We start from the raw sequence: 19,685 nt of genomic DNA on the forward strand, positions 1-19,685 counted from the left end.
TTCGGCAATGAGCATCGACGCTCCCGTTACGGTCAACGCCGGACATCTGATCGCCCGCAGGCTCAAGGCCAGCGGCATCGACACGATCTTCACTTTGTCCGGCGGGCACCTGTTTTCGATATACGACGGCTGCCGCGCCGAAAACATCCGGCTGATCGATACCCGCCATGAGCAGACCGCCGCATTCGCCGCCGAAGGCTGGTCGAAGGTCACCCGGGTGCCCGGGGTGGCGGCGCTGACCGCCGGTCCGGGCATCACCAACGGCATGAGTGCGATGGCCGCCGCCCAGCAGAACCAGTCGCCACTGGTGGTGCTCGGCGGCCGCGCGCCGGCGCTGCGCTGGGGGCAGGGGTCGCTGCAGGAGATTGACCACGTGCCGTTCGTGGCGCCACTGACGCGGTTCGCCGCGACCGCGCAGTCGGCCGATGCGGTGGGGTCACTGATCGACGACGCGTTGAGGGCAGCCGTAGGTGCGACTGGAGGGTCTACGGGGGTGGCGTTCGTGGACTTCCCGATGGACCACGTGTTCGGTGAGGCCCACGACGCCGGAGGGCCGGGCGCACTCTGTGATGCGCCGATGGCGGTCACGGCGGATGGCAACGCGTTGGACACCGCTGCGCGGCTGTTGTCCGAAGCGCAGCGTCCCGTGATCATGGCGGGCACCAACGTGTGGTGGGGTCACGCGGAGTCGGCGCTGCTGAATCTGGCTGAGGCGCTGCGTATCCCGGTGTTGATGAACGGCATGGCGCGCGGCACCGTTCCGGCCGACCACGAACTCGCGTTCTCACGCGCACGCTCAAAAGCGTTGGGGGAGGCCGACGTTGCGCTCGTAATTGGTGTGCCGATGGACTTCCGGCTCGGCTTCGGCGGGGTGTTCGGCGCCCAGACCAAGCTGATCGTCGCCGACCGCGTCGCGCCCGAGAGGCCGCATCCGCGTGAGGTTGCCGCGGGACTCTATGGCGACCTGACGACGATCCTGTCGGCGTTGGCGACCGGGAAGTCCGCCGACCACGAAGCATGGATCGGAGAGCTGCGGGCCGTGGAGACCGCGGCGCGGGCCGCCGAACAAGCGGAGCTGATCGACGACCGCACGCCACTGCACCCGATGCGGCTCTACGCCGAGCTGTCCCCGCTGCTGGACCGCGACGCGATCGTCGTGATCGACGCAGGCGACTTCGGCTCGTACGCCGGACGCGTTATCGACAGCTATGTGCCGGGTGCGTGGTTGGACAGCGGACCGTTCGGCTGTCTGGGTTCCGGGCCGGGATATGCGTTGGCCGCCAAGCTGGCACGGCCGGATCGACAGGTCGTGCTGTTGCAGGGCGACGGCGCATTCGGGTTCTCCGGGATGGAATGGGACACGCTGGTGCGCCACGGGGTTCAGGTGGTGTCGGTGATCGGCAACAATGGCATCTGGGCTTTGGAGAAGCATCCGATGGAGATGCTGTACGGCTACTCAGTGGTTGCCGACTTGCGGCCGGGCACCCGCTACGACGAAGTGGTGAAGGCACTCGGCGGGCACGGGGAATTGGTGTCGACGCCGGCCGAGCTGCGGCCCGCGCTGGAGCGGGCTTTCTCGTCGGGTCTGCCCGCCGTGGTGAACGCGCTGACCGACCCGACCGTTGCCTACCCGCGCCGGTCCAACCTGGCCTAGCCCTTCCCCCCGCGTGGGCCCACACGTGAGTAGGGGACGACCGTGTTTGCACACGACACGCCGAGGAAGTCCGTACAAATGGGGGCGCTCGCGGCCCACGAGCGCTACGAAATTCACTGGACGCGTTCGGCATTGGTGCCCATGCTGGTGGTGTGGAGGTGCGACTACATCCGTCAGTCGACGAGTTCCGTGCCATCGCGGAGCCCGTCTACCGACGTGACCCGATCGCGCATACCATCGAGTTGACGCTGCTTGGTGCGAACAAGTTTCCCGAAGATTCGCTTCTGATGACGGTATGGGACGGCGGCACCGCCGTCGGCGCGGCATTGCAAACGCCACCATATCCGTTGGCGTGCAATGGAATCCCTCTCGCTGCGATGGCTTCGGTCGTTGCGGACCTGGCTGCGCTGTGCCCGAATCTCGACGGCGTGCGCGGTGTCCGAAACACTGCGGTCGCGTTTGCCGACTCGTGGCGCGGTGTCACAGGGCGAGCCGGAACGATCACCACCGAAGAGCGGCTTTATCGCTTGGGGACGTTGTGCAAGCCGAACGGTGTGGCCGGCACAGCGCGACTCGCGACCGGCGGTGACCGGGCCCTGTTGGTGGACTGGGTGGAACTCTTCTTCGAAGAAACGTTTAGCCACGTTCGCGACGACGCGGCGGGTGAGCGATTCATCGCCAACGCGAACCAGGTCGGCGACCGGTTTGTGTTGTGCGACGTCGACGGGTCCGCAGTCAGCATGGCCATGCTGCGTGCACCCGCAGCGGGCGTCTCTCGCATCGGCCCGGTCTTCACGCCACAGGACCTCCGGGGCCACGGATACGGCTCCGCTGTCACCGCTGCGGCCGCCGAGCTCGCCCACCGCAGCGGCACCGTAGACGTCGTGCTCTTCGCCGACCTGGCGAACCCAACGTCCAACGCCATTTATCAACGCATCGGCTTCGAACCCGTCGTTGACAGCATACGAATCGACTTTGGGACTCTCGCCTGACGCGTGGGCCCACACGTGAGTAGGGGACGACCGCACAATGCACACCTCCCACGGCGTGTCTGTGTGCAGACACGGTCACTCGCGGGGAGAGGGAGGCCGCGTACCGTGACGGTGTGGCGAAGACGAAGACCCGCACCTCAGGCCGTGTCAGCAATCGGTTCTGGAAGCTGCTCGGCGCCAGCGCCGACAGGGATCAAGAGCATTCGATGGCGCAGGTTCGCGCGTCGGCCGAGTTCGACGAGAAGGCCGCCGACCTCGATGACGAGCAGCTGCACAAGGCCGCCGGACTACTCAATCTGGACGACCTGGCCGAATCGTCGGACATCCCACAGTTCTTAGCGATCGCACGGGAGGCCTCCGAGCGGACGACCACCCTGCGCCCGTTCGACGTTCAGCTGCAGGGCGCGCTGCGGATGCTGGCCGGCGACGTGATCGAAATGGCCACCGGTGAAGGCAAGACGCTGTCGGGCGCGATCGCAGCGGCCGGCTATGCGCTCGGCGGGCGCAGCGTGCACGTCATCACCATCAACGACTACCTGGCCCGCCGCGACGCCGAGTGGATGGGTCCCCTGATCGAGGCTCTCGGCCTCACGGTCGGGTGGATCACCGCCGACTCCACCGCTGAGCAGCGGCGCAAGGCGTATCAGAGCAACATCACCTACGCGTCGGTCAACGAGGTCGGCTTCGACGTGCTGCGCGACCAGCTGGTCACCGATGTCGAGGACCTGGTGTCGCCGAACCCCGACGTGGCGCTGATCGACGAGGCCGACTCGGTTCTCGTCGATGAGGCCCTAGTGCCGCTGGTGCTGGCCGGAACGTCGCATCGCGAGACACCGAAGGTGGAGATCATCCGGCTCGTCGGCGAACTCATCGCGGGCAAGGACTACGACACCGACGCCGACGGCCGCAACGTTCACCTCACGGAGTCCGGCGCGCAGAAACTCGAGGCCAAACTCGGCGGCATCGACCTGTACTCCGAGGAGCACGTCGGCACCACGCTCACCGAGGTCAACGTCGCACTGCACGCCCACGTGCTGCTGCAACGCGACGTGCACTACATCGTCCGCGACGACGCCGTGCATCTGATCAACGCCTCCCGCGGCCGCATCGCCCAATTGCAGCGCTGGCCCGACGGCCTGCAGGCCGCCGTCGAGGCCAAGGAAGGTATTGAGACCACCGAGACCGGCGAGGTGCTCGACAGCATCACGGTGCAGGCGCTGATCAACAGATACCCGACGGTGTGCGGCATGACCGGCACCGCGCTGGCCGCAGGCGAGCAGCTGCGTCAGTTCTACAAACTCGGCGTCTCGCCAATTCCGCCGAATGCTCCAAACATTCGCGAAGACGAGGCCGACCGGGTGTACATCACCGCGGCCGCCAAGAACGACGCGATCGTCGAGCACATCAGAGAAATCCACGAGACCCGTCAGCCGGTGCTGGTGGGCACCCGCGACGTCGCGGAGTCCGAGGAGCTGCACGAGCGGCTGCTCAAGCACGGCATCCCCGCGGTGGTGCTCAACGCGAAGAACGACGCCGAGGAAGCCGCCGTCATCGCCGAGGCGGGCAAGCTGGGTTCGGTCACGGTGTCCACGCAGATGGCCGGTCGTGGCACCGACATCCGGCTCGGCGGCTCTGACGAAGCCGACCACGACGAGGTCGCCGAACTCGGCGGCCTGCACGTCATCGGCACCGGCCGCCACAACACTGAGCGCCTCGACAATCAGCTGCGCGGTCGCGCCGGACGTCAGGGTGACCCCGGATCGTCGGTGTTCTTCTCCAGCTGGGAAGACGACGTCGTCGTCGCCCACCTCGAACCGAACAAGCTCCCGACCCAGACCGACTCGGAAAAGGGGGACGGCCGCATCGTCGGTCCCAAGGCGGCCACCCTGCTCGACCACGCCCAACGGGTGGCCGAAGGCAGGCTGCTCGACGTGCACGCCAACACCTGGCGCTACAACCAGCTGATCGCCCAGCAGCGCGCGATCCTGGTGGAGCGCCGCGAGACGCTGCTGCGCACGCCAACCGCGCGCGAAGAGCTCGCGGAGCTGTCGCCGAAGCGCTACGAAGAGCTGGTCGACGATTTCGGCTTGGAGGAGGGCGAAGAGAAGCTGGAGAAGATCTGCCGGCTGATCATGCTGTATCACCTGGACCGCGGCTGGGCAGACCATCTGGCGTATCTGGCCGACATCCGCGAGAGCATCCACCTTCGCGCGCTCGGCCGGCAGAACCCGCTCGACGAGTTCCACCGCATGGCCGTCGACGCGTTCGCATCACTGGCCGCTGACGCGATCGAGGCAGCCCAGCAGACCTTCGACACCGCGGCGTCCATCGAGGACGAGCCCGGCGTCGATCTGTCCAAGCTGGCGCGGCCGACGTCGACGTGGACGTACATGGTCCACGACAACCCGCTCAACGACGACACGTTGTCAGCGCTGAGCCTGCCAGGCGTGTTCCGATAGGTTTAGCCCATGGAGGAGCCGGGGCGGCGACATCAGACTGCGGCCGCGCCGGCGTCAGAATCCCGGGTGCTGACGGTGCCCAACGCGCTATCCGTGCTGCGCCTGGCGCTGATCCCGGTCTTCCTTTACCTACTGCTGGCTGTGCACGCTTACGGCTGGGCCGTCGCGATCCTGATGTTCAGCGGGTTCTCCGACTGGGCCGACGGAAAGATCGCTCGGCTGGTCGTCAATCAGTCGTCGCGCCTGGGCGAACTGCTCGATCCGGCCGTCGACCGCATCTACATGGTGACCGTGCCGCTGGCCCTTGCCATCCACGGCGCGGTGCCATGGTGGATCGTGCTGACGCTGATCGGGCGCGACGCCGTGCTGGCCGCCACGCTGCCGGTGCTGCGCATCCGCGGGCTGACCGCGCTGCCGGTCACCTACATCGGTAAGGCTGCGACGTTCGCCTTGATGTCGGCGTTCCCGTTGATCCTGCTCGGTCAGTGGGACGCGTTGTGGAGTCGCGTGATCCTGGCCTGCGGATGGGCGTTTCTGGTCTGGGGGATGGCGCTGTATCTGTGGTCCGGGGTGCTCTATCTCGCGCAGGTGACGCTGGTGGTGCGCCGCATGCCGAAAGTCGGGTCGTCGCGATGAGCGGCTCGCGCGAAGAGCAGAGGGCGCCGAGCACGCTTGGCGGCTACGACCCAAAGGCCGGGCGCAACAGTCATGACGCGGCCAAGCCGACGCTGATCCCGGTGCCGTCGCTGCTGCGCTCGCTGTTGTCGGACCACCTGGATCCCGGTTATGCGGCCGCGGCCGAGGCGAAAGCCGCCGGAAAGCGCCGGACGTGGTGGCAGGCCTGGGCATGGCAGATCGCCGGCGCCTTCGTGATCGCCGTCGTGATAGCCGCCGCTGTGGCGCAGGCGCGCTCGACGGCGCCCGGTGTGCAGGAGACGCAGCACGTGCTGGCCGGCAGTGTGCGCTCGTTGGAAGCCAGGACCTCCGACCTCACTGCGCGCCGGGACGCGCTGGCCGCCACGGTCGACACCGAGCGGCGCAGCCGGCTCGAAGGCGACGAACGCGGTCAGCAACTGCTCGGCCAGCTCGACCAGGCGAACTTCGCGGCGGCTGCGACGCGTGTGATCGGGCCCGGCCTGACGATCACCGTCACCGATCCAGGCGTATCCAAGGACCTGTCCGACGTGTCCAAGCAACGCGTCGAGGGCAGCAGGCAGGTGATCCTGGACCGAGATCTTCAGCTGGTGGTCAACTCGCTGTGGGTCAGCGGCGCCGAGGCGATCTCAGTCGGCGGTGTGCGCATCGGCCCAAACGTGACGATCCGTCAGGCGGGCGGCGGCATCCTGGTCGACAATCAACCGATCAGCAGCCCTTACGTCATCCTCGCGGTCGGACCGCCACATGCGATGGCCGACGTGTTCGACCGCAGTTCCGGACTGCATCGGCTTAGGCTGCTGGAGACCTCATACGGCGTCGGGGTGAATGTGAGTGCCGGCGACGGCCTCATGCTGCCGGCCGGTTCGATACGAGATGTCAACTTCGCCAAGCAGATTGGGCCCTAGTGAGCGGACGCAGATGATCGGAATTGCTGCACTTGTCGTCGGGATCGTCCTTGGTCTGGTGTTTCACCCCAACGTTCCCGAGGTCATCGAGCCGTATTTGCCGATCGCAGTCGTTGCCGCGCTGGATGCAGTGTTCGGCGGGTTGCGCGCGTACCTGGAACGCATCTTCGACTCGAAGGTGTTCGTGATCTCCTTCGTGTTCAACGTTCTCGTCGCGGCGCTGATCGTCTATGTCGGCGACCAACTCGGCGTCGGGACACAGCTGTCAACGGCAATCATCGTCGTGCTCGGCATCCGCATCTTCGGCAACGCTGCCGCCCTGCGGCGCAGATTGTTCGGCGCTTAGCCGATGACCGAGGACCACCCACCCCAACACGCGGCGGAACCGGAACACCACGGCCGCCACGAGTTGCCGCCCGACGAGCCGCCACCTCAAATCGGCGACCTGCAACCGGGCGGAGTGAAAGGTGTGGTGCGACGGGGCCGCTCGCAGATCGTGTTCGGCGCTCTGGCGGTGCTGCTGTGTGTGGTGCTGGGGATCGCCATCGTCACCCAGGTGCGGCAGAACGAATCCGGCGATGCGCTGGAGACCGCGCGGCCGGCCGATCTGCTCGTGCTGCTGGATTCACTGCAACAGCGCGAAGCCGCGCTCAACTCCGAAGTGACCGACCTGCAGCGCACGCTGGCCCAACTGCAGGCTTCGGGCAACAGCGACCAGGCCGCCATCGAGAACGCACAGGCCCGGCTTGCGGCGCTGTCGATTCTGATCGGCACCGTTGCCGCAACCGGTCCTGGCGTGATTCTGACGATTGAGGACACGGCGCCGGGTGTGCCGCCGGAGACCATGCTCGACGTGATCAACGAGTTACGCGCCGCCGGTGCCGAAGCCATGGAGATTCAGGGGCAGCAGAGCGGGCAAAAAACCGCCGTGCGCGTCGGCGTCGACACCTGGGTGGTCGGCAACCCCGGTGCTCTGGTAGTCGACAACACGACGCTCAACCCGCCGTATGCCGTTGCCGCCATTGGTGATCCGCCCACGCTGGCAGCGGCGATGAACATCCCCGGCGGCGCGACGGACAGCATCAAGCGCGTGGGGGGCACGATGGTGGTACAACAGTCCGACCGTGTGGACATCACCACCTTGCGGCAACCGAAACCCCGCCAATACGCTCAGCCAGTTAAGTGAGCCGCTGCCACATCGAGCACAGAACTTAGGAGCGTTGTGAGCGAAATCCCAGCCGACCTGCACTACACCGAAGAACACGAGTGGGTGCAGCGCACCGGTGACGACACCGTCCGGGTCGGCATCACCGATTACGCCCAGTCGGCGCTTGGCGACGTGGTGTTCGTCCAGCTGCCCGATATCGGAGCCGATTTGACCGCCGGCGAATCGTTCGGCGAAGTGGAATCGACCAAGTCGGTGTCCGACCTTTACGCGCCCGTCAGTGCGAAAGTCGTTGCGGTCAACGGTGATCTGGAAACCAATCCGCAGTTGGTCAATTCCGATCCCTACGGCGAAGGCTGGCTCGTCGACCTGCAAATCGACGCCGCTGCCCTGGACGAGGGCCTGCGCGGATTGCTTGACGCGGACGGCTACCGCACCACGGTGACTGAATGACGAATTGTTAGGGTTTCACCGACCGGATATCAACGTGAGGCGGATCCGGCGGTGGTGGACACAATGACGTCCACTGCGCGGTACGGTCGACACCAGACGAAATTCGGCTGGGGGGCCCGGCCTGATATCGCCACAAGCAGCCAGTAAGGAGCAGCGGGTGACGGACAAGGACCAGAACTCTGGGGCTGACCAGACGTCTGATGAAGTCACCGTGGAGACGACATCGGTTTTCCGCGCCGACTTCCTCAACGAGCTGGATGCCCCGGCCGTCGCGGGAACCGAGGGCGCGGTCTCCGGGGTCGAGGGGCTGCCCGTCGGGTCGGCACTGCTCGTCGTCAAGCGCGGGCCCAACGCCGGCTCGCGGTTTCTGCTCGATCAGCCCACCACCTCGGCGGGCCGACATCCCGACAGCGACATCTTCCTCGACGACGTCACGGTCAGCCGCCGCCACGCGGAGTTCCGGCTCGAGAGCGGCGAGTTCCAGGTTGTCGACGTGGGCAGCCTCAACGGCACTTACGTCAACCGCGAGCCCGTCGACTCGGCAGTGCTTGCTAACGGCGACGAGGTACAAATCGGCAAGTTCCGCCTGGTGTTTCTCACCGGGCCCAAGGGCGACGACGACAGCGGCCCGGGTAGCTAGCGATGAGCGCTCGCGGGAACAGCAGATGACGGCGATGAGCGGTCGCGGGAACAGCAGATGACGGCGATGAGCGCTCGCGCGAAGAGCTGATGACAGAGCCCGGCGTCCAACCTCCGCTCACCGGGATGTCGATCGGAGCGGTCCTCGATCTGCTGCGAGGTGACTTCCCGGACGTGACCATCTCCAAGATTCGTTTCTTGGAGGCCGAGGGGCTGGTCACGCCTGAGCGCACGCCGTCGGGATATCGGCGATTCACCGCCTACGACTGTGCGCGCCTGCGGTTCGTACTGACCGCGCAGCGCGACCAGTATCTGCCGTTGAAGGTCATCAAGGCCCAGCTGGACGCTCAGCCCGACGGGCAGCTGCCGCAGACCGGATCCGCTTACGGCGTACCGCGTTTGGTTCCCGTGTCGGACGAGTCCGAGGACGGCACTGCGGCGGTGGCGCCCACTCAGGCGCGGTTGCGACGCGAGGATTTGCTGTCGAGGTCAGGCGTCGACGACGCGCTACTCACAGAGCTGATCAAGGCCGGGGTGATCACTACCGGTCCGGGCGGATTCTTCGATGAGCACTCGGTGGTGATCGCGCAGTGCGCGCGAGCGCTGTCCGAATACGGCGTGGAACCGCGGCACCTGCGTGCGTTCCGCTCCGCCGCCGACCGCCAATCGGACCTGATCGCCCAGATCGCGGGTCCGGTGGTCAAGGCGGGAAAGGCCGGAGCGCGTGACCGTGCCGACGATCTGGCCCGCGAGGTGGCGGCGCTGGCGATCACGTTGCACACGTCGCTGATCAAGTCGGCCGTGCGCGACGTTCTTGATCGCTGAGGATTAGACTCGCGGTTGACGGCTTCTTGGTGCGGAGGGCAGACACAGATGGGTGAAGTTCGTGTGGTCGGCATTCGCGTGGAACAGCCCCAGAACCAGCCGGTTTTGTTGCTGCGAGAGGCCAATGGTGACCGCTACCTGCCGATCTGGATCGGCCAGTCCGAGGCGGCCGCGATCGCGCTCGAGCAGCAGGGCGTCGAGACGCCCCGGCCGCTGACCCACGATCTGATCCGAGATCTGATTGCGGCGCTTGGCCATTCGCTCAAGGAAGTTCGCATTGTCGACCTTCAGGAGGGCACCTTCTACGCCGACCTGATCTTCGACCGCGACATCAAGGTGTCGGCACGTCCGTCGGACTCGGTAGCTATCGCGTTGCGGGTCGGTGTGCCGATCTACGTCGAGGAAGCCGTGCTCGCAGAGGCCGGTCTGCTGATCCCGGATGAGAACGACGACGAGCCCGCGGGCGCTGTCCGCGAGGACGAAGTGGAGAAGTTCAAAGAGTTTCTCGACAGTGTGTCCCCCGACGATTTCAAGGCGACCTAGCGAGCTTTTCGCTAGGGCCTTTTGTCACGGATACGTCTCGTCGGCCTCGACACGCGGCTCGCGTTTCCGTCAACGGTGAATTGGGCAGCCATACTTTGAGGGCGACGAGCAGTCACGGCTCGGCGGGAAGCGTATGCTCGACACATTCGAGCTTGGCAAACGTGCTGCAGTGCAGGTCGAGAGATGCCGGTTCGATCGGCGAGAGGATTCGAGAGTGGGAGACACACCACGTCAAGAGCAGCTGGAGCTGTCCACCGACAGCCGGCCCTCAGAGTCGCCAGCCGAAGTGTCCAGCGAACCGATCCAGGCTGGTCTTTTCCCCGATAACTCGGTACCCGACGAACTAGTCGGCTACCGCGGGCCCAGCGCCTGCCAAATCGCCGGCATCACCTACCGCCAGTTGGACTACTGGGCGCGCACTTCACTCGTCGTCCCGTCGATCCGCAGCGCGGCCGGTTCGGGCAGCCAGCGGCTCTACTCGTTCAAGGACATCCTGGTCCTCAAGATCGTCAAACGGCTGTTGGACACCGGGATCTCGCTGCACAACATCCGTGTCGCCGTGGACCATCTGCGTCAACGTGGTGTGCGCGACCTCGCCAACATCACGCTGTTCTCCGACGGCACTACGGTTTACGAGTGCACCTCGGCCGAGGAAGTGGTCGACCTGCTTCAGGGTGGCCAGGGTGTGTTCGGGATCGCCGTGTCTGGCGCGATGCGTGAGCTGACCGGTGCGATCGCCGACTTTCCCGGTGAGCGTGCCGACGGCGGCGAGTCCATCGCAGCGCCCGAGGACGAGCTGGCCTCGCGGCGCAAGCATCGCGTCCGCAAAATCGGCTAATAAGGCTGTTTTGATGCGCGGACGGTAGAATCGTCCGCGCATCGCCCTTGTGCGGGAGAGTTCCGTGACCGCCAGCCACGGACGCCGAAGGAGCAACACCTCTCCGTCAACCTCTCAGGCACCCAGGACCGCCCAAGGCCCCGATGCCTCTGGAAAGCGGTAAGCGCCCTGCTTACCCGCCCATGGGGAAAGGCGCGATAGCGCCGAATCTCTCAGGCGCCCGCGACGGGTTGACGACAGAGGGGGAGGAACCAAGCGGTTCGCACCCTGACGCGTCGGGAGTCCTCACCAGTGTTCGATCACAACCAACCCGGCTTCGCCGACCGGCACATTGGCCCGGACGGGGATGCCGTCGCGACCATGCTCAAGGCCATCGGCGTGGGGTCGCTCGACGAACTCGCGGACAAGGCGCTGCCGGCAGGCATCCTCGACGCGCTTTCCGTCGACGGCATCGCGCCAGGCCTTGATGTATTGCCTGCCGCGGCCACCGAGGCCGAGGCGCTTGCCGAGCTGCGCGCGCTGGCCGACACCAACACCGTCGCGGTTTCGATGATCGGGCAGGGCTACTTCGACACGCTGACCCCACCGGTGTTGCGCCGCAACATACTTGAGAACCCCGCGTGGTACACCGCTTACACCCCGTACCAGCCGGAGATCAGCCAGGGACGCCTGGAGGCGCTGCTGAACTTCCAGACGATGGTGTCCGACTTGACCGGCCTCGAGGTCGCCAATGCGTCGATGCTCGACGAGGGTACGGCCGCCGCCGAGGCGATGACGCTGATGCGCCGCGCGGTGCGCGGCTCGTCGAACCTGCTGGCAGTGGACTCCGACGTCTACCTCCAGACGGCCGCGGTGCTGGCCACGCGGGCCGAGCCGCTGGGCATCGAGATCGTCACCGCCGACCTGCGTAACGGTCTGCCCGACGGCGACTTCTTCGGCGTGATCACACAACTGCCCGGCGCAAGCGGCGCGGTGGTCGACTGGACCGAGTTAGTGGCCGCTGCGCACGAACGAGGTGCACTGGTCGCGGTCGGGGCTGACCTACTGGCGCTGACGCTGATCACGCCACCCGGTGAGATCGGTGCCGACGTCGCATTCGGCAGCACTCAAAGATTCGGTGTGCCAATGGGATTCGGCGGTCCGCACGCCGGTTACCTGGCGGTGCGCGCCAAGCACGCCCGTCAGCTGCCGGGCCGTCTGGTGGGGGTGTCGCTGGATGCCGACGGCGCTCCGGCCTACCGGTTGGCGCTGCAGACGCGTGAGCAGCACATCCGGCGCGATAAGGCGACAAGCAATATCTGCACGGCGCAGGTGCTGCTGGCGGTGATCGCAGCGATGTACGCGAGCTATCACGGGGCCGACGGCCTGGCCGGGATCGCGCGGCGGGTGCATGGCCATGCCGCGGTGATAGCCGGCGGGCTTGGCGATGCATTGGTGCACGACATGTTCTTCGACACTGTGCTGGCTAGCGTCCCGGGCCGTGCCGACGAGGTGATTGCGGCGGCCAAGGCCAAGGGCGTCAACCTGTGGCGCGTCGACGGCGACCACGTATCGGTGTCGTGCGACGAGGCCACCACCGACGAGCATGTGGCGGCGGTTCTGGAAGCGTTCGGGGTCGTTGCCGCCGAGCCGGTGCGTGCCGACATCGCGACCCGGACTTCGGATTTCCTGAGGCATCCGGCGTTCACGCAATACCGCACCGAGACCGAGATGATGCGGTACCTGCGGTCGCTGGCCGACAAAGATATTGCGTTGGACCGCAGCATGATTCCGCTGGGCTCGTGCACGATGAAGCTCAATGCGGCCGCGGAGATGGAGCCGATAACGTGGCCGGAGTTCGCCCGCCAGCACCCGTTCGCGCCGGCGTCGGACACGCCGGGGTTGCGCACGCTGATCGCGGATCTCCAGAAGTGGCTGACCGGGATCACCGGGTATGACGCGGTGTCGCTGCAGCCCAACGCCGGGTCGCAGGGGGAGTACGCCGGGCTGCTGGCAATTCAGGCGTATCACGTCGAGCGCGGCCAGCCCGACCGCGACGTATGCCTGATCCCCTCGAGCGCGCACGGTACCAATGCGGCATCGGCGGCGCTGGCTGGCATGCGGGTCGTGGTGGTGGCCTGTCGCGCCAATGGTGACGTCGACTTGGACGATCTGCGGGCGAAGGTGGCCGAACACGCCGATCGCTTGTCCGCGTTGATGATTACGTATCCATCGACTCATGGCGTGTACGAGCACGACATCGCCGACATCTGTGCGGCGGTGCACGACGTCGGCGGGCAGGTGTACGTCGACGGAGCGAACCTCAACGCTCTTGTCGGTCTGGCTCGGCCAGGGCGGTTCGGCGGCGACGTCAGCCACCTCAATCTGCACAAGACGTTCTGTATTCCGCACGGCGGAGGAGGCCCCGGCGTGGGTCCGGTCGCGGTGCGCGAGCACCTGGCCAAGTACCTGCCGGGGCATCCGCTGGCCGACGAGTCCCCCGCAAGCGGGAGGTGCACCCAGCCGAGAAGGTACACGGTGTCCTCGGCGCCGTACGGGTCGGCGTCGATCCTGCCGATCACGTGGGCCTACATCCGGATGATGGGTGCGGGCGGGCTGCGGGCGGCCTCGCTGACGGCGATCGCGTCGGCGAACTACATCGCCAGCCGGTTGGACGAGTATTACCCGGTGCTGTACACGGGTGAGAACGGCATGGTGGCGCACGAGTGCATCCTGGATTTGCGCGGGATCACCAAGGCCACCGGCATCACGGTGGACGATGTGGCAAAGCGGTTGGCGGACTATGGTTTTCACGCACCGACGATGAGCTTCCCGGTCGCGGGCACGCTGATGGTGGAGCCGACTGAGAGCGAGAGCCTGGCCGAGCTGGACGCGTTCTGCGAGGCGATGATTGCGATCCGCGGCGAGATCGACCAGGTCGGCGCCGGGACGTGGAGCGTCGACGACAATCCGCTGCGGGGTGCGCCGCATACGGCGGAGTGTCTGCTGGTGGCCGACTGGGATCACCCGTACACCCGCGAGCAGGCGGCGTATCCGCTGGGCAAGAGTTTTCGGCCCAAGGTGTGGCCGCCGGTGCGCCGGATCGACGGTGCCTATGGTGACCGCAACCTTGTGTGCTCGTGCCCGCCGGTGGAGGCATTCGCCTAACTTGCACACGTTGGGCGACTAGGGTCGCTCGGGTGTTGCCTGCAAGTGTTTCGGAGTGGCGCGACGGCGGTCGGAGGATCTCGACCGGGCCGGGCTCGGTATTCGTCCGCTCAGCGCCGGGCGCCGGGCCGACAGTGCTTCTGCTGCACGGCTACCCGTCCAGTTCGTTCGACTACCGCGGGGTGGTGCCGCTTCTGGCCGACCGGGCTTGGCTGACGCTGGACTTCCTCGGCTTCGGACTGTCGGACAAACCTCGGCCGCACCGCTATAGCCTTCTGGAGCAGGCCGACATCGTGCAGACCGCTGTCACGTCACAGACGTCGGGGCCGGTCGTGATCATCGCCCATGACATGGGCACGTCGGTGACAACGGAGCTGCTGGCCCGGGATTTACAGGGCCGGTTGCCGTTTGAGCTGCAACGCGTGGTGCTCACCAATGGCAGCGTGATTCTGCACCGCGCCAGCCTTCGGCCAGTGCAGAAGGTGCTCCGTAGTCGACTCGGCCCGATCGTCGCCCGCTTCTCGAACCGCGCCACGTTCGTCAGGGAGTTCGGCCGGCTGTTCAGTCCCAACCATCCGTTGTCGGATGAGGAGGCCGAGGCGCAGTGGGCGCTGATGTCGCAAGACGATGGCACCCGCATCGCACACCTGCTGATCTCATATCTCGACGAACGGGTGCGCTATGCGGACCGATGGCACGGCGCGGTGCGCGACTGGCCGAAACCGCTGAGCTTCCTGTGGGCGCTCGACGATCCGGTTGCGACCACCAATGTGCTCGACGGTTTGCGTGAATTGCGGCCCGCGGCAGACGTTGTCGAGCTTCCCGGAGTTGGTCACTACCCGCAGGTGGAGGTGCCCGACGTGTTCACCCGCGCTGCGCTTAGCCTGCTGTCAATGGCGTCCTAGGCACCGCGCACCGAGACCGCAGTTATTGAGAAAAAGTCCGAGTGACAGCCACGATAACTGCGACTTCGCCCCATCGCTAGCCCAACATCGTTGCGATCGCCGACGTCAGCTCGGGGCCTGCCGAGCTGGTCAGGTTCTGGTAGTTGCCGCCGCTGGCCTGCGCAACCGCCTCCCATGTCGCGCGGTCAGAGTCGTTGCCGAAGTCGATCACGTTGACGGCGAGCGGCCGGGCCGGGTCGAAGGCGCCGCGGATGTACTGCTGCAGACCTGGACCGTCCAATGATTGGTCAGTATGCGGGCCGGCGGTGATCACCAAGATCGAATTGTTTTGGCCCTGACGGTAATTGGCCATCATGTCGGTGAAGATCATGCGCAGGGTCGTGAACGACACCGCCCCGCCCGCCGACGCGGTCTGCGAATTCAGCGCCGACGTGAGCGCCGCCGAACGCGCCTGGCCGCTCACTGGATCCGACAGCGGGCCGGTGCTGACCTCCGACCGGCCCTCGGTGCCGTCAAACGTCCACAGCCCCACGGTCGACGTCGCCGGCAACGCCTGCAGCCGGGCATTGAGCGCGGCCACCACGTTGGCCAATCGCGATTTACCGCCCTCGTTGGTCGGCATCGACTGGTCGAGCATGATTGTCACCGCAGGGCTTTCGGCCGGCGCGGTCAGCGCGTTGGCCAGTGTCGCCCGCATCGCGTTGTCGCCCACGGACAACGGCGCCGACACCGGGGCGAAGCTGGTGACATCACTCTTGGGCGGCGTGCCGCCTTCGGTGCGGAAGCCGGCCTTGGCCAGCTCGGCGAGCTGCTCGGGTTTACGCATGAATCGAGCAAATTCGCTTGCCGCACTGACCTGTTCTTGAGACAGCCAATTGCCGGACAGCAGCACGGTCGGATAGTCGGCCATGGCCGTCGGGCCGGGCGGGAGCCACGATGCGACGACATTCTTGGCATCCGGCAGCGACGTGCCACGCTGGAACAGCTGCTGTTCGGTCGTCACCACGGCGTGGACCTGCGACGTCGCCGGATCGGTGGCATTCAGCAGCGCATCCATGGCCGTGGATGCCTTGTTGTCGGCGAGCTTGGGCTGGCCACCGACCAAGGTGTTGACGGCGCCCGTTCCCGCGCTGGGCGGAGAGCCGGCCGGTGCCGACGCCGCTGCGACGGCTTCGGCGGCAAGATAGGACGCGTCGGCATCACCGCTGATCGGCAGCGCCAGCCGTAGCGATCCCCAACCGGGCAGGTTCAGCCCGTCCAGCGCCGCCGGGTTGGTCTGCAATGAAGGCAGAGTGCCCCAGTTTTGTTGGGACAGAGCAGCTGTGAGCTGCGGGCGAATTGCCAGCAGCACCGGTGACGTGACCAGCGAGCGGCTGTCGCTGACGGTCTGTACTCCGGCTGCCGCCTCCAGTCGCGCCTCCGACACCGAACTCGCCGGAATCCACAGCGCCGGCCGCTCACCGAGTTCCGCCGGCCACTTGCCGATGAACCCGTTGACGACCTGGTCGGAGTCGGCGGGTTTGACGCCCACCTTCACGCATTTGTCGCCGACAGGAGCGGCCGACTGGTTGTAGGTGTTGGCCAGGGTCTGGATCCGGTCGGCAATGGACGCATCCACGACGACGGCGACGGCGAGGTCGCCGTCCACGCAACGGGCGGCGGCGGCATCGGTGCGGTGCGACAGCGCATCACCGAAGAAGCGCCACAAGATGATTCCGCCGACCACCACAACAACAGTCACCAACGCCGCGATGACACCGAAGCTGACCCCGCGCCGGCCGGTCGTCACCGCCCGGTGGCTGCCCGTCCATTCGCCGCCTTCCCACTCGCCGCTGTGCTGCGACCCCGACCGCGGCGGCGCGGAAGGGGGAGTCGAGGCACGCCGTCGCGGCTCAGGTTCCGCGTACGCCGGTTCGTCGTAATCGGTGTCGTCGTAACGTGACTCGTCGAACCCCGGCTCGTGGAACCTGGACTCGCCGTAGCCGGGCTGGCGGTACTCGGGCTGGTCGTACGCGGGCGGGCCGTACTCGGGCTCTCGGTAACCAGGCCTGCCGTAATCGGGTTGGCCATAGTCGGTGTCGTCGAAACCTGGTCCGTAGTCCGGCTCTTCGCCGACGGAGCCGAACCGCTCGGTCTGAGGCTCCTCGGGCTGCCCCTCGTCGGCCGAATCCTCGGGATCGGGAATGCTGTGCCTACCCATTGCGGACCTTGTGCTCGTCGTATCGGGTGGATTCAGCCACCGTTGCCGGCAACCTTCTCCTTCAATTCTCGTCGACGCCGGTGCAGGATCGGCTCGGTGTAGCCGTTGGGCTGCTTGGTGCCGGACAGGATCAGCTCCTGCGCGGCCAGGAAGGCAATGCTGGCGTCAGGGTCGGGTGCCATCGGGCGGTACTTGGAGTCGTTCTTGTTCTGCTCATCGACCACCGCAGCCATCCGCCGAAGGCTGGCCTTGACGTCCTCTTCGGTGATCACGCCGTGGCGCAACCAGTTCGCCAGCAACTGGCTGGAGATGCGCAGGGTGGCGCGGTCTTCCATCAGGGCAACGTTATGGATGTCGGGGACCTTCGACGAGCCAACGCCCTGGTCGATCCAGCGCACCACGTATCCGAGGATCGACTGGCAGTTGTTGTCGACCTCCTCGCGGATCTCCTCCGGCGCCCACGCCAGCTCCTTGGCCAGCGGGATGGTCAGCAGGTCCTCGATCGTCGCGCGCCGCTTGCCGGCGAGTTCCTTCTGCACCTCGGATACGTCGACCTGGTGGTAGTGCATCGCATGCAGAGTGGCCGCCGTCGGCGACGGCACCCACGCAGTGGTCGCGCCGGCCTTGGGCTGGCCGATCTTCTGCTCAACCATGTCGGCCATCAGGTCGGTCATCGCCCACATGCCCTTGCCGATCTGGGCATGTCCCACGAAACCGGTGGCCAGTCCGGTATCGACGTTGTTGTCCTCGTACGCCAGGATCCACGGCTGGGTCTTCATCTGGCCCTTACGGATCATCGGGCCGGCCTCCATCGACGTGTGGATCTCGTCGCCGGTGCGGTCCAGGAACCCCGTGTTGATGAACGCCACACGCTCGGCCGCGGCCTTGATGCACGCCTTGAGGTTGACGGTGGTGCGCCGCTCCTCGTCCATGATGCCGACCTTGAGCGTGTTCTGCGGCAGGCCGAGCACGTCCTCGACGCGGCTGAACAACTCGACGGTGTAGGCGACCTCGTCGGGCCCGTGCATCTTGGGCTTGACGATGTAGATCGAGCCGGTGCGGCTGTTGACCAATGGGCCGTTGCCGTCGCCCGAGCGCAGGCCGTGTATTGCGGCGAGGCTGGTGAACAGGGCGTCCTGGATGCCCTCGAACACCTCTGTTTCTTCGCCGTCGGCCTCGGCCCTGACGATCGCGTCGTTGGTCATCAAGTGGCCGACGTTGCGAACGAACAGCAGGCTGCGACCTGGCAGGGTCAGCTCACCGCCGTCCGGAGTGGTGTAGGTCCGGTCCTCGTTGAGCACGCGGGTGAACGTCTTACCGTCCTTGTCGACATCCGCCGACAGATCGCCCTTCATCAGGCCCAGCCAGTTGCGGTAGGCGGCCGTCTTGTCGTCGGCGTCGACGGCGGCCACCGCGTCCTCGAAGTCGATGATCGTCGTGACGGCCGACTCGAGAACGACATCTTTGATGCCGGCCGCGTCGGTGGAGCCGACGGGCGAGTCGGGGTCGATCAGGATCTCGATGTGCAGGCCGTGGTTGCGCAGCAGCACGGACCACTGGGGCGAACCGAGCTCGCCGGTGTAGCCGGAGAACTGATCGGGCTCTGCCAGGCCCGTCGACAGGCCGTCACCCAAGGTGATCAGCAGCTGGCCGCCCCCCTCCTCCTGGCTGATCTTGAGCCCGGTCGCCTCGCTCCACGACCCCGACGCGAGCGGGGCGGCCCCGTCGAGGAAATTGCGGGCATACGCGATGACCTTGTCGCCGCGCACCTTGTTGTAGCTGGTGCCCTGCTCGGCGCCGTCGGTTTCGGGGATGACGTCGGTGCCGTAGAGCGCGTCGTACAGCGACCCCCAGCGTGCGTTGGCGGCGTTCAGCGCGAACCGGGCGTTGGTGACCGGCACCACCAGCTGCGGCCCCGCGGTCGTGGTGATCTCCGGGTCGACGTTGGCGGTGGTGATGGTGAAGTCGGCGGGTTCTGGCTGCAGGTAGCCGATCTCGCTGAGGAACTGCCGGTAGCCGTCGGGATCGATCGGCTCGATGACGTGCTGGCGGTGGTACTTGTCGATCTGGGCCTGCAGCTCATCGCGGCGTGCGAGCAGGTCCTGGTTCTGCGGGCCGAGATCGGTGACGACCTTGTCCACGCCCGCCCAGAAGCTGTCGGGGTCGACGTCGGTACCGGGCAGCGCCTCGTTGTTGATGAAGTCGTACAACACCTGGGCGACGCGCAAGTTCCCGACCGTCACACGATCCGTCATTCTTTCCTCCCTCGAGCCGTCGACCCAGCTTACCCACGGGCAATGGCG

16 protein-coding genes and 1 riboswitch are annotated in these 19,685 nt (G+C 66.4%); of the genes, 14 read left to right on the forward strand and 2 right to left on the reverse strand.

The features are described 5' to 3' along the window. Window positions 1-7 precede the first annotated feature (7 nt). From VJV41_RS07625 to VJV41_RS07690, 14 genes are all read left to right on the forward strand, one after another. Window positions 8-1,654, forward strand: a complete 1,647-nt coding sequence (locus VJV41_RS07625; protein WP_325332688.1) for an acetolactate synthase — start codon at window positions 8-10, stop codon at window positions 1,652-1,654. A 152-nt stretch (window positions 1,655-1,806) separates the two neighbouring features. After that, window positions 1,807-2,646 carry a GNAT family N-acetyltransferase gene (locus VJV41_RS07630; RefSeq protein ID WP_325332689.1) on the forward strand — a complete coding sequence of 280 codons (840 nt, stop codon included), beginning with the start codon at window positions 1,807-1,809 and terminating at the stop codon, window positions 2,644-2,646. A gap of 113 nt (window positions 2,647-2,759) precedes the next feature. Continuing rightward, window positions 2,760-5,105, forward strand: a complete 2,346-nt coding sequence (secA2, locus tag VJV41_RS07635) for an accessory Sec system translocase SecA2 (protein WP_325332690.1) — start codon at window positions 2,760-2,762, stop codon at window positions 5,103-5,105. Window positions 5,106-5,114: 9 nt separating this feature from the next. Continuing rightward, window positions 5,115-5,741 (forward strand): CDP-alcohol phosphatidyltransferase family protein, encoded by a 627-nt coding sequence (locus tag VJV41_RS07640; RefSeq protein WP_325332691.1) that lies wholly within the window; start codon window positions 5,115-5,117, stop codon window positions 5,739-5,741. Next, a complete protein-coding gene (locus tag VJV41_RS07645; RefSeq protein ID WP_325332692.1) occupies window positions 5,738-6,667 on the forward strand; it encodes a DUF881 domain-containing protein in 930 nt (309 codons plus the stop codon). Before VJV41_RS07640 ends, VJV41_RS07645 begins: the two co-directional genes overlap by 4 nt. A 13-nt stretch (window positions 6,668-6,680) precedes the next feature. After that, window positions 6,681-7,013: a small basic family protein gene (locus VJV41_RS07650; RefSeq protein ID WP_325332693.1), complete on the forward strand. Its 333-nt coding sequence runs from the start codon at window positions 6,681-6,683 to the stop codon at window positions 7,011-7,013. Window positions 7,014-7,016: 3 nt separating this feature from the next. Then, window positions 7,017-7,853 (forward strand): DUF881 domain-containing protein, encoded by an 837-nt coding sequence (locus tag VJV41_RS07655; RefSeq protein ID WP_325332694.1) that lies wholly within the window; start codon window positions 7,017-7,019, stop codon window positions 7,851-7,853. A gap of 36 nt (window positions 7,854-7,889) precedes the next feature. After that, entirely contained in the window at window positions 7,890-8,285 is a 396-nt protein-coding gene (gene gcvH / locus VJV41_RS07660) for a glycine cleavage system protein GcvH (RefSeq protein WP_325332695.1), read from the forward strand. Window positions 8,286-8,442: 157 nt separating this feature from the next. Then, the gene (gene garA / locus VJV41_RS07665) at window positions 8,443-8,925 is read left to right on the forward strand and encodes a glycogen accumulation regulator GarA (protein ID WP_325332696.1); all 483 of its coding nucleotides are present in this window, start codon (window positions 8,443-8,445) and stop codon (window positions 8,923-8,925) included. An 89-nt stretch (window positions 8,926-9,014) separates the two neighbouring features. Further along, window positions 9,015-9,749, forward strand: a complete 735-nt coding sequence (locus VJV41_RS07670; protein WP_325332697.1) for a MerR family transcriptional regulator — start codon at window positions 9,015-9,017, stop codon at window positions 9,747-9,749. 48 nt (window positions 9,750-9,797) lie between these two features. Beyond that, window positions 9,798-10,292 (forward strand): bifunctional nuclease family protein, encoded by a 495-nt coding sequence (locus tag VJV41_RS07675; protein WP_325332698.1) that lies wholly within the window; start codon window positions 9,798-9,800, stop codon window positions 10,290-10,292. Window positions 10,293-10,506: 214 nt separating this feature from the next. Next, window positions 10,507-11,130, forward strand: coding sequence for a MerR family transcriptional regulator (locus tag VJV41_RS07680; protein ID WP_325332699.1), 624 nt, complete (start codon window positions 10,507-10,509; stop codon window positions 11,128-11,130). 42 nt (window positions 11,131-11,172) lie between these two features. Further along, window positions 11,173-11,271: riboswitch (glycine riboswitch) on the forward strand. A gap of 150 nt (window positions 11,272-11,421) precedes the next feature. Next, window positions 11,422-14,277, forward strand: coding sequence for an aminomethyl-transferring glycine dehydrogenase (gene gcvP / locus VJV41_RS07685; protein WP_325332700.1), 2,856 nt, complete (start codon window positions 11,422-11,424; stop codon window positions 14,275-14,277). Window positions 14,278-14,309: 32 nt separating this feature from the next. Next, window positions 14,310-15,182 (forward strand): alpha/beta hydrolase, encoded by an 873-nt coding sequence (locus tag VJV41_RS07690; protein ID WP_325332701.1) that lies wholly within the window; start codon window positions 14,310-14,312, stop codon window positions 15,180-15,182. 76 nt (window positions 15,183-15,258) lie between these two features. Here the strand turns inward: VJV41_RS07690 and VJV41_RS07695 are convergent, their stop codons facing one another. Continuing rightward, entirely contained in the window at window positions 15,259-17,382 is a 2,124-nt protein-coding gene (locus VJV41_RS07695) for a substrate-binding domain-containing protein (protein ID WP_325332702.1), read from the reverse strand. Window positions 17,383-17,414: 32 nt separating this feature from the next. Further along, complete coding sequence (locus VJV41_RS07700) at window positions 17,415-19,637, reverse strand: malate synthase G (RefSeq protein WP_325332703.1); 2,223 nt, start codon at window positions 19,635-19,637, stop codon at window positions 17,415-17,417. Window positions 19,638-19,685: the final 48 nt, after the last annotated feature.

The sequence above is a fragment of the Mycobacterium sp. genome, assembly GCF_035274705.1.
GTDB lineage: Bacteria > Actinomycetota > Actinomycetes > Mycobacteriales > Mycobacteriaceae > Mycobacterium.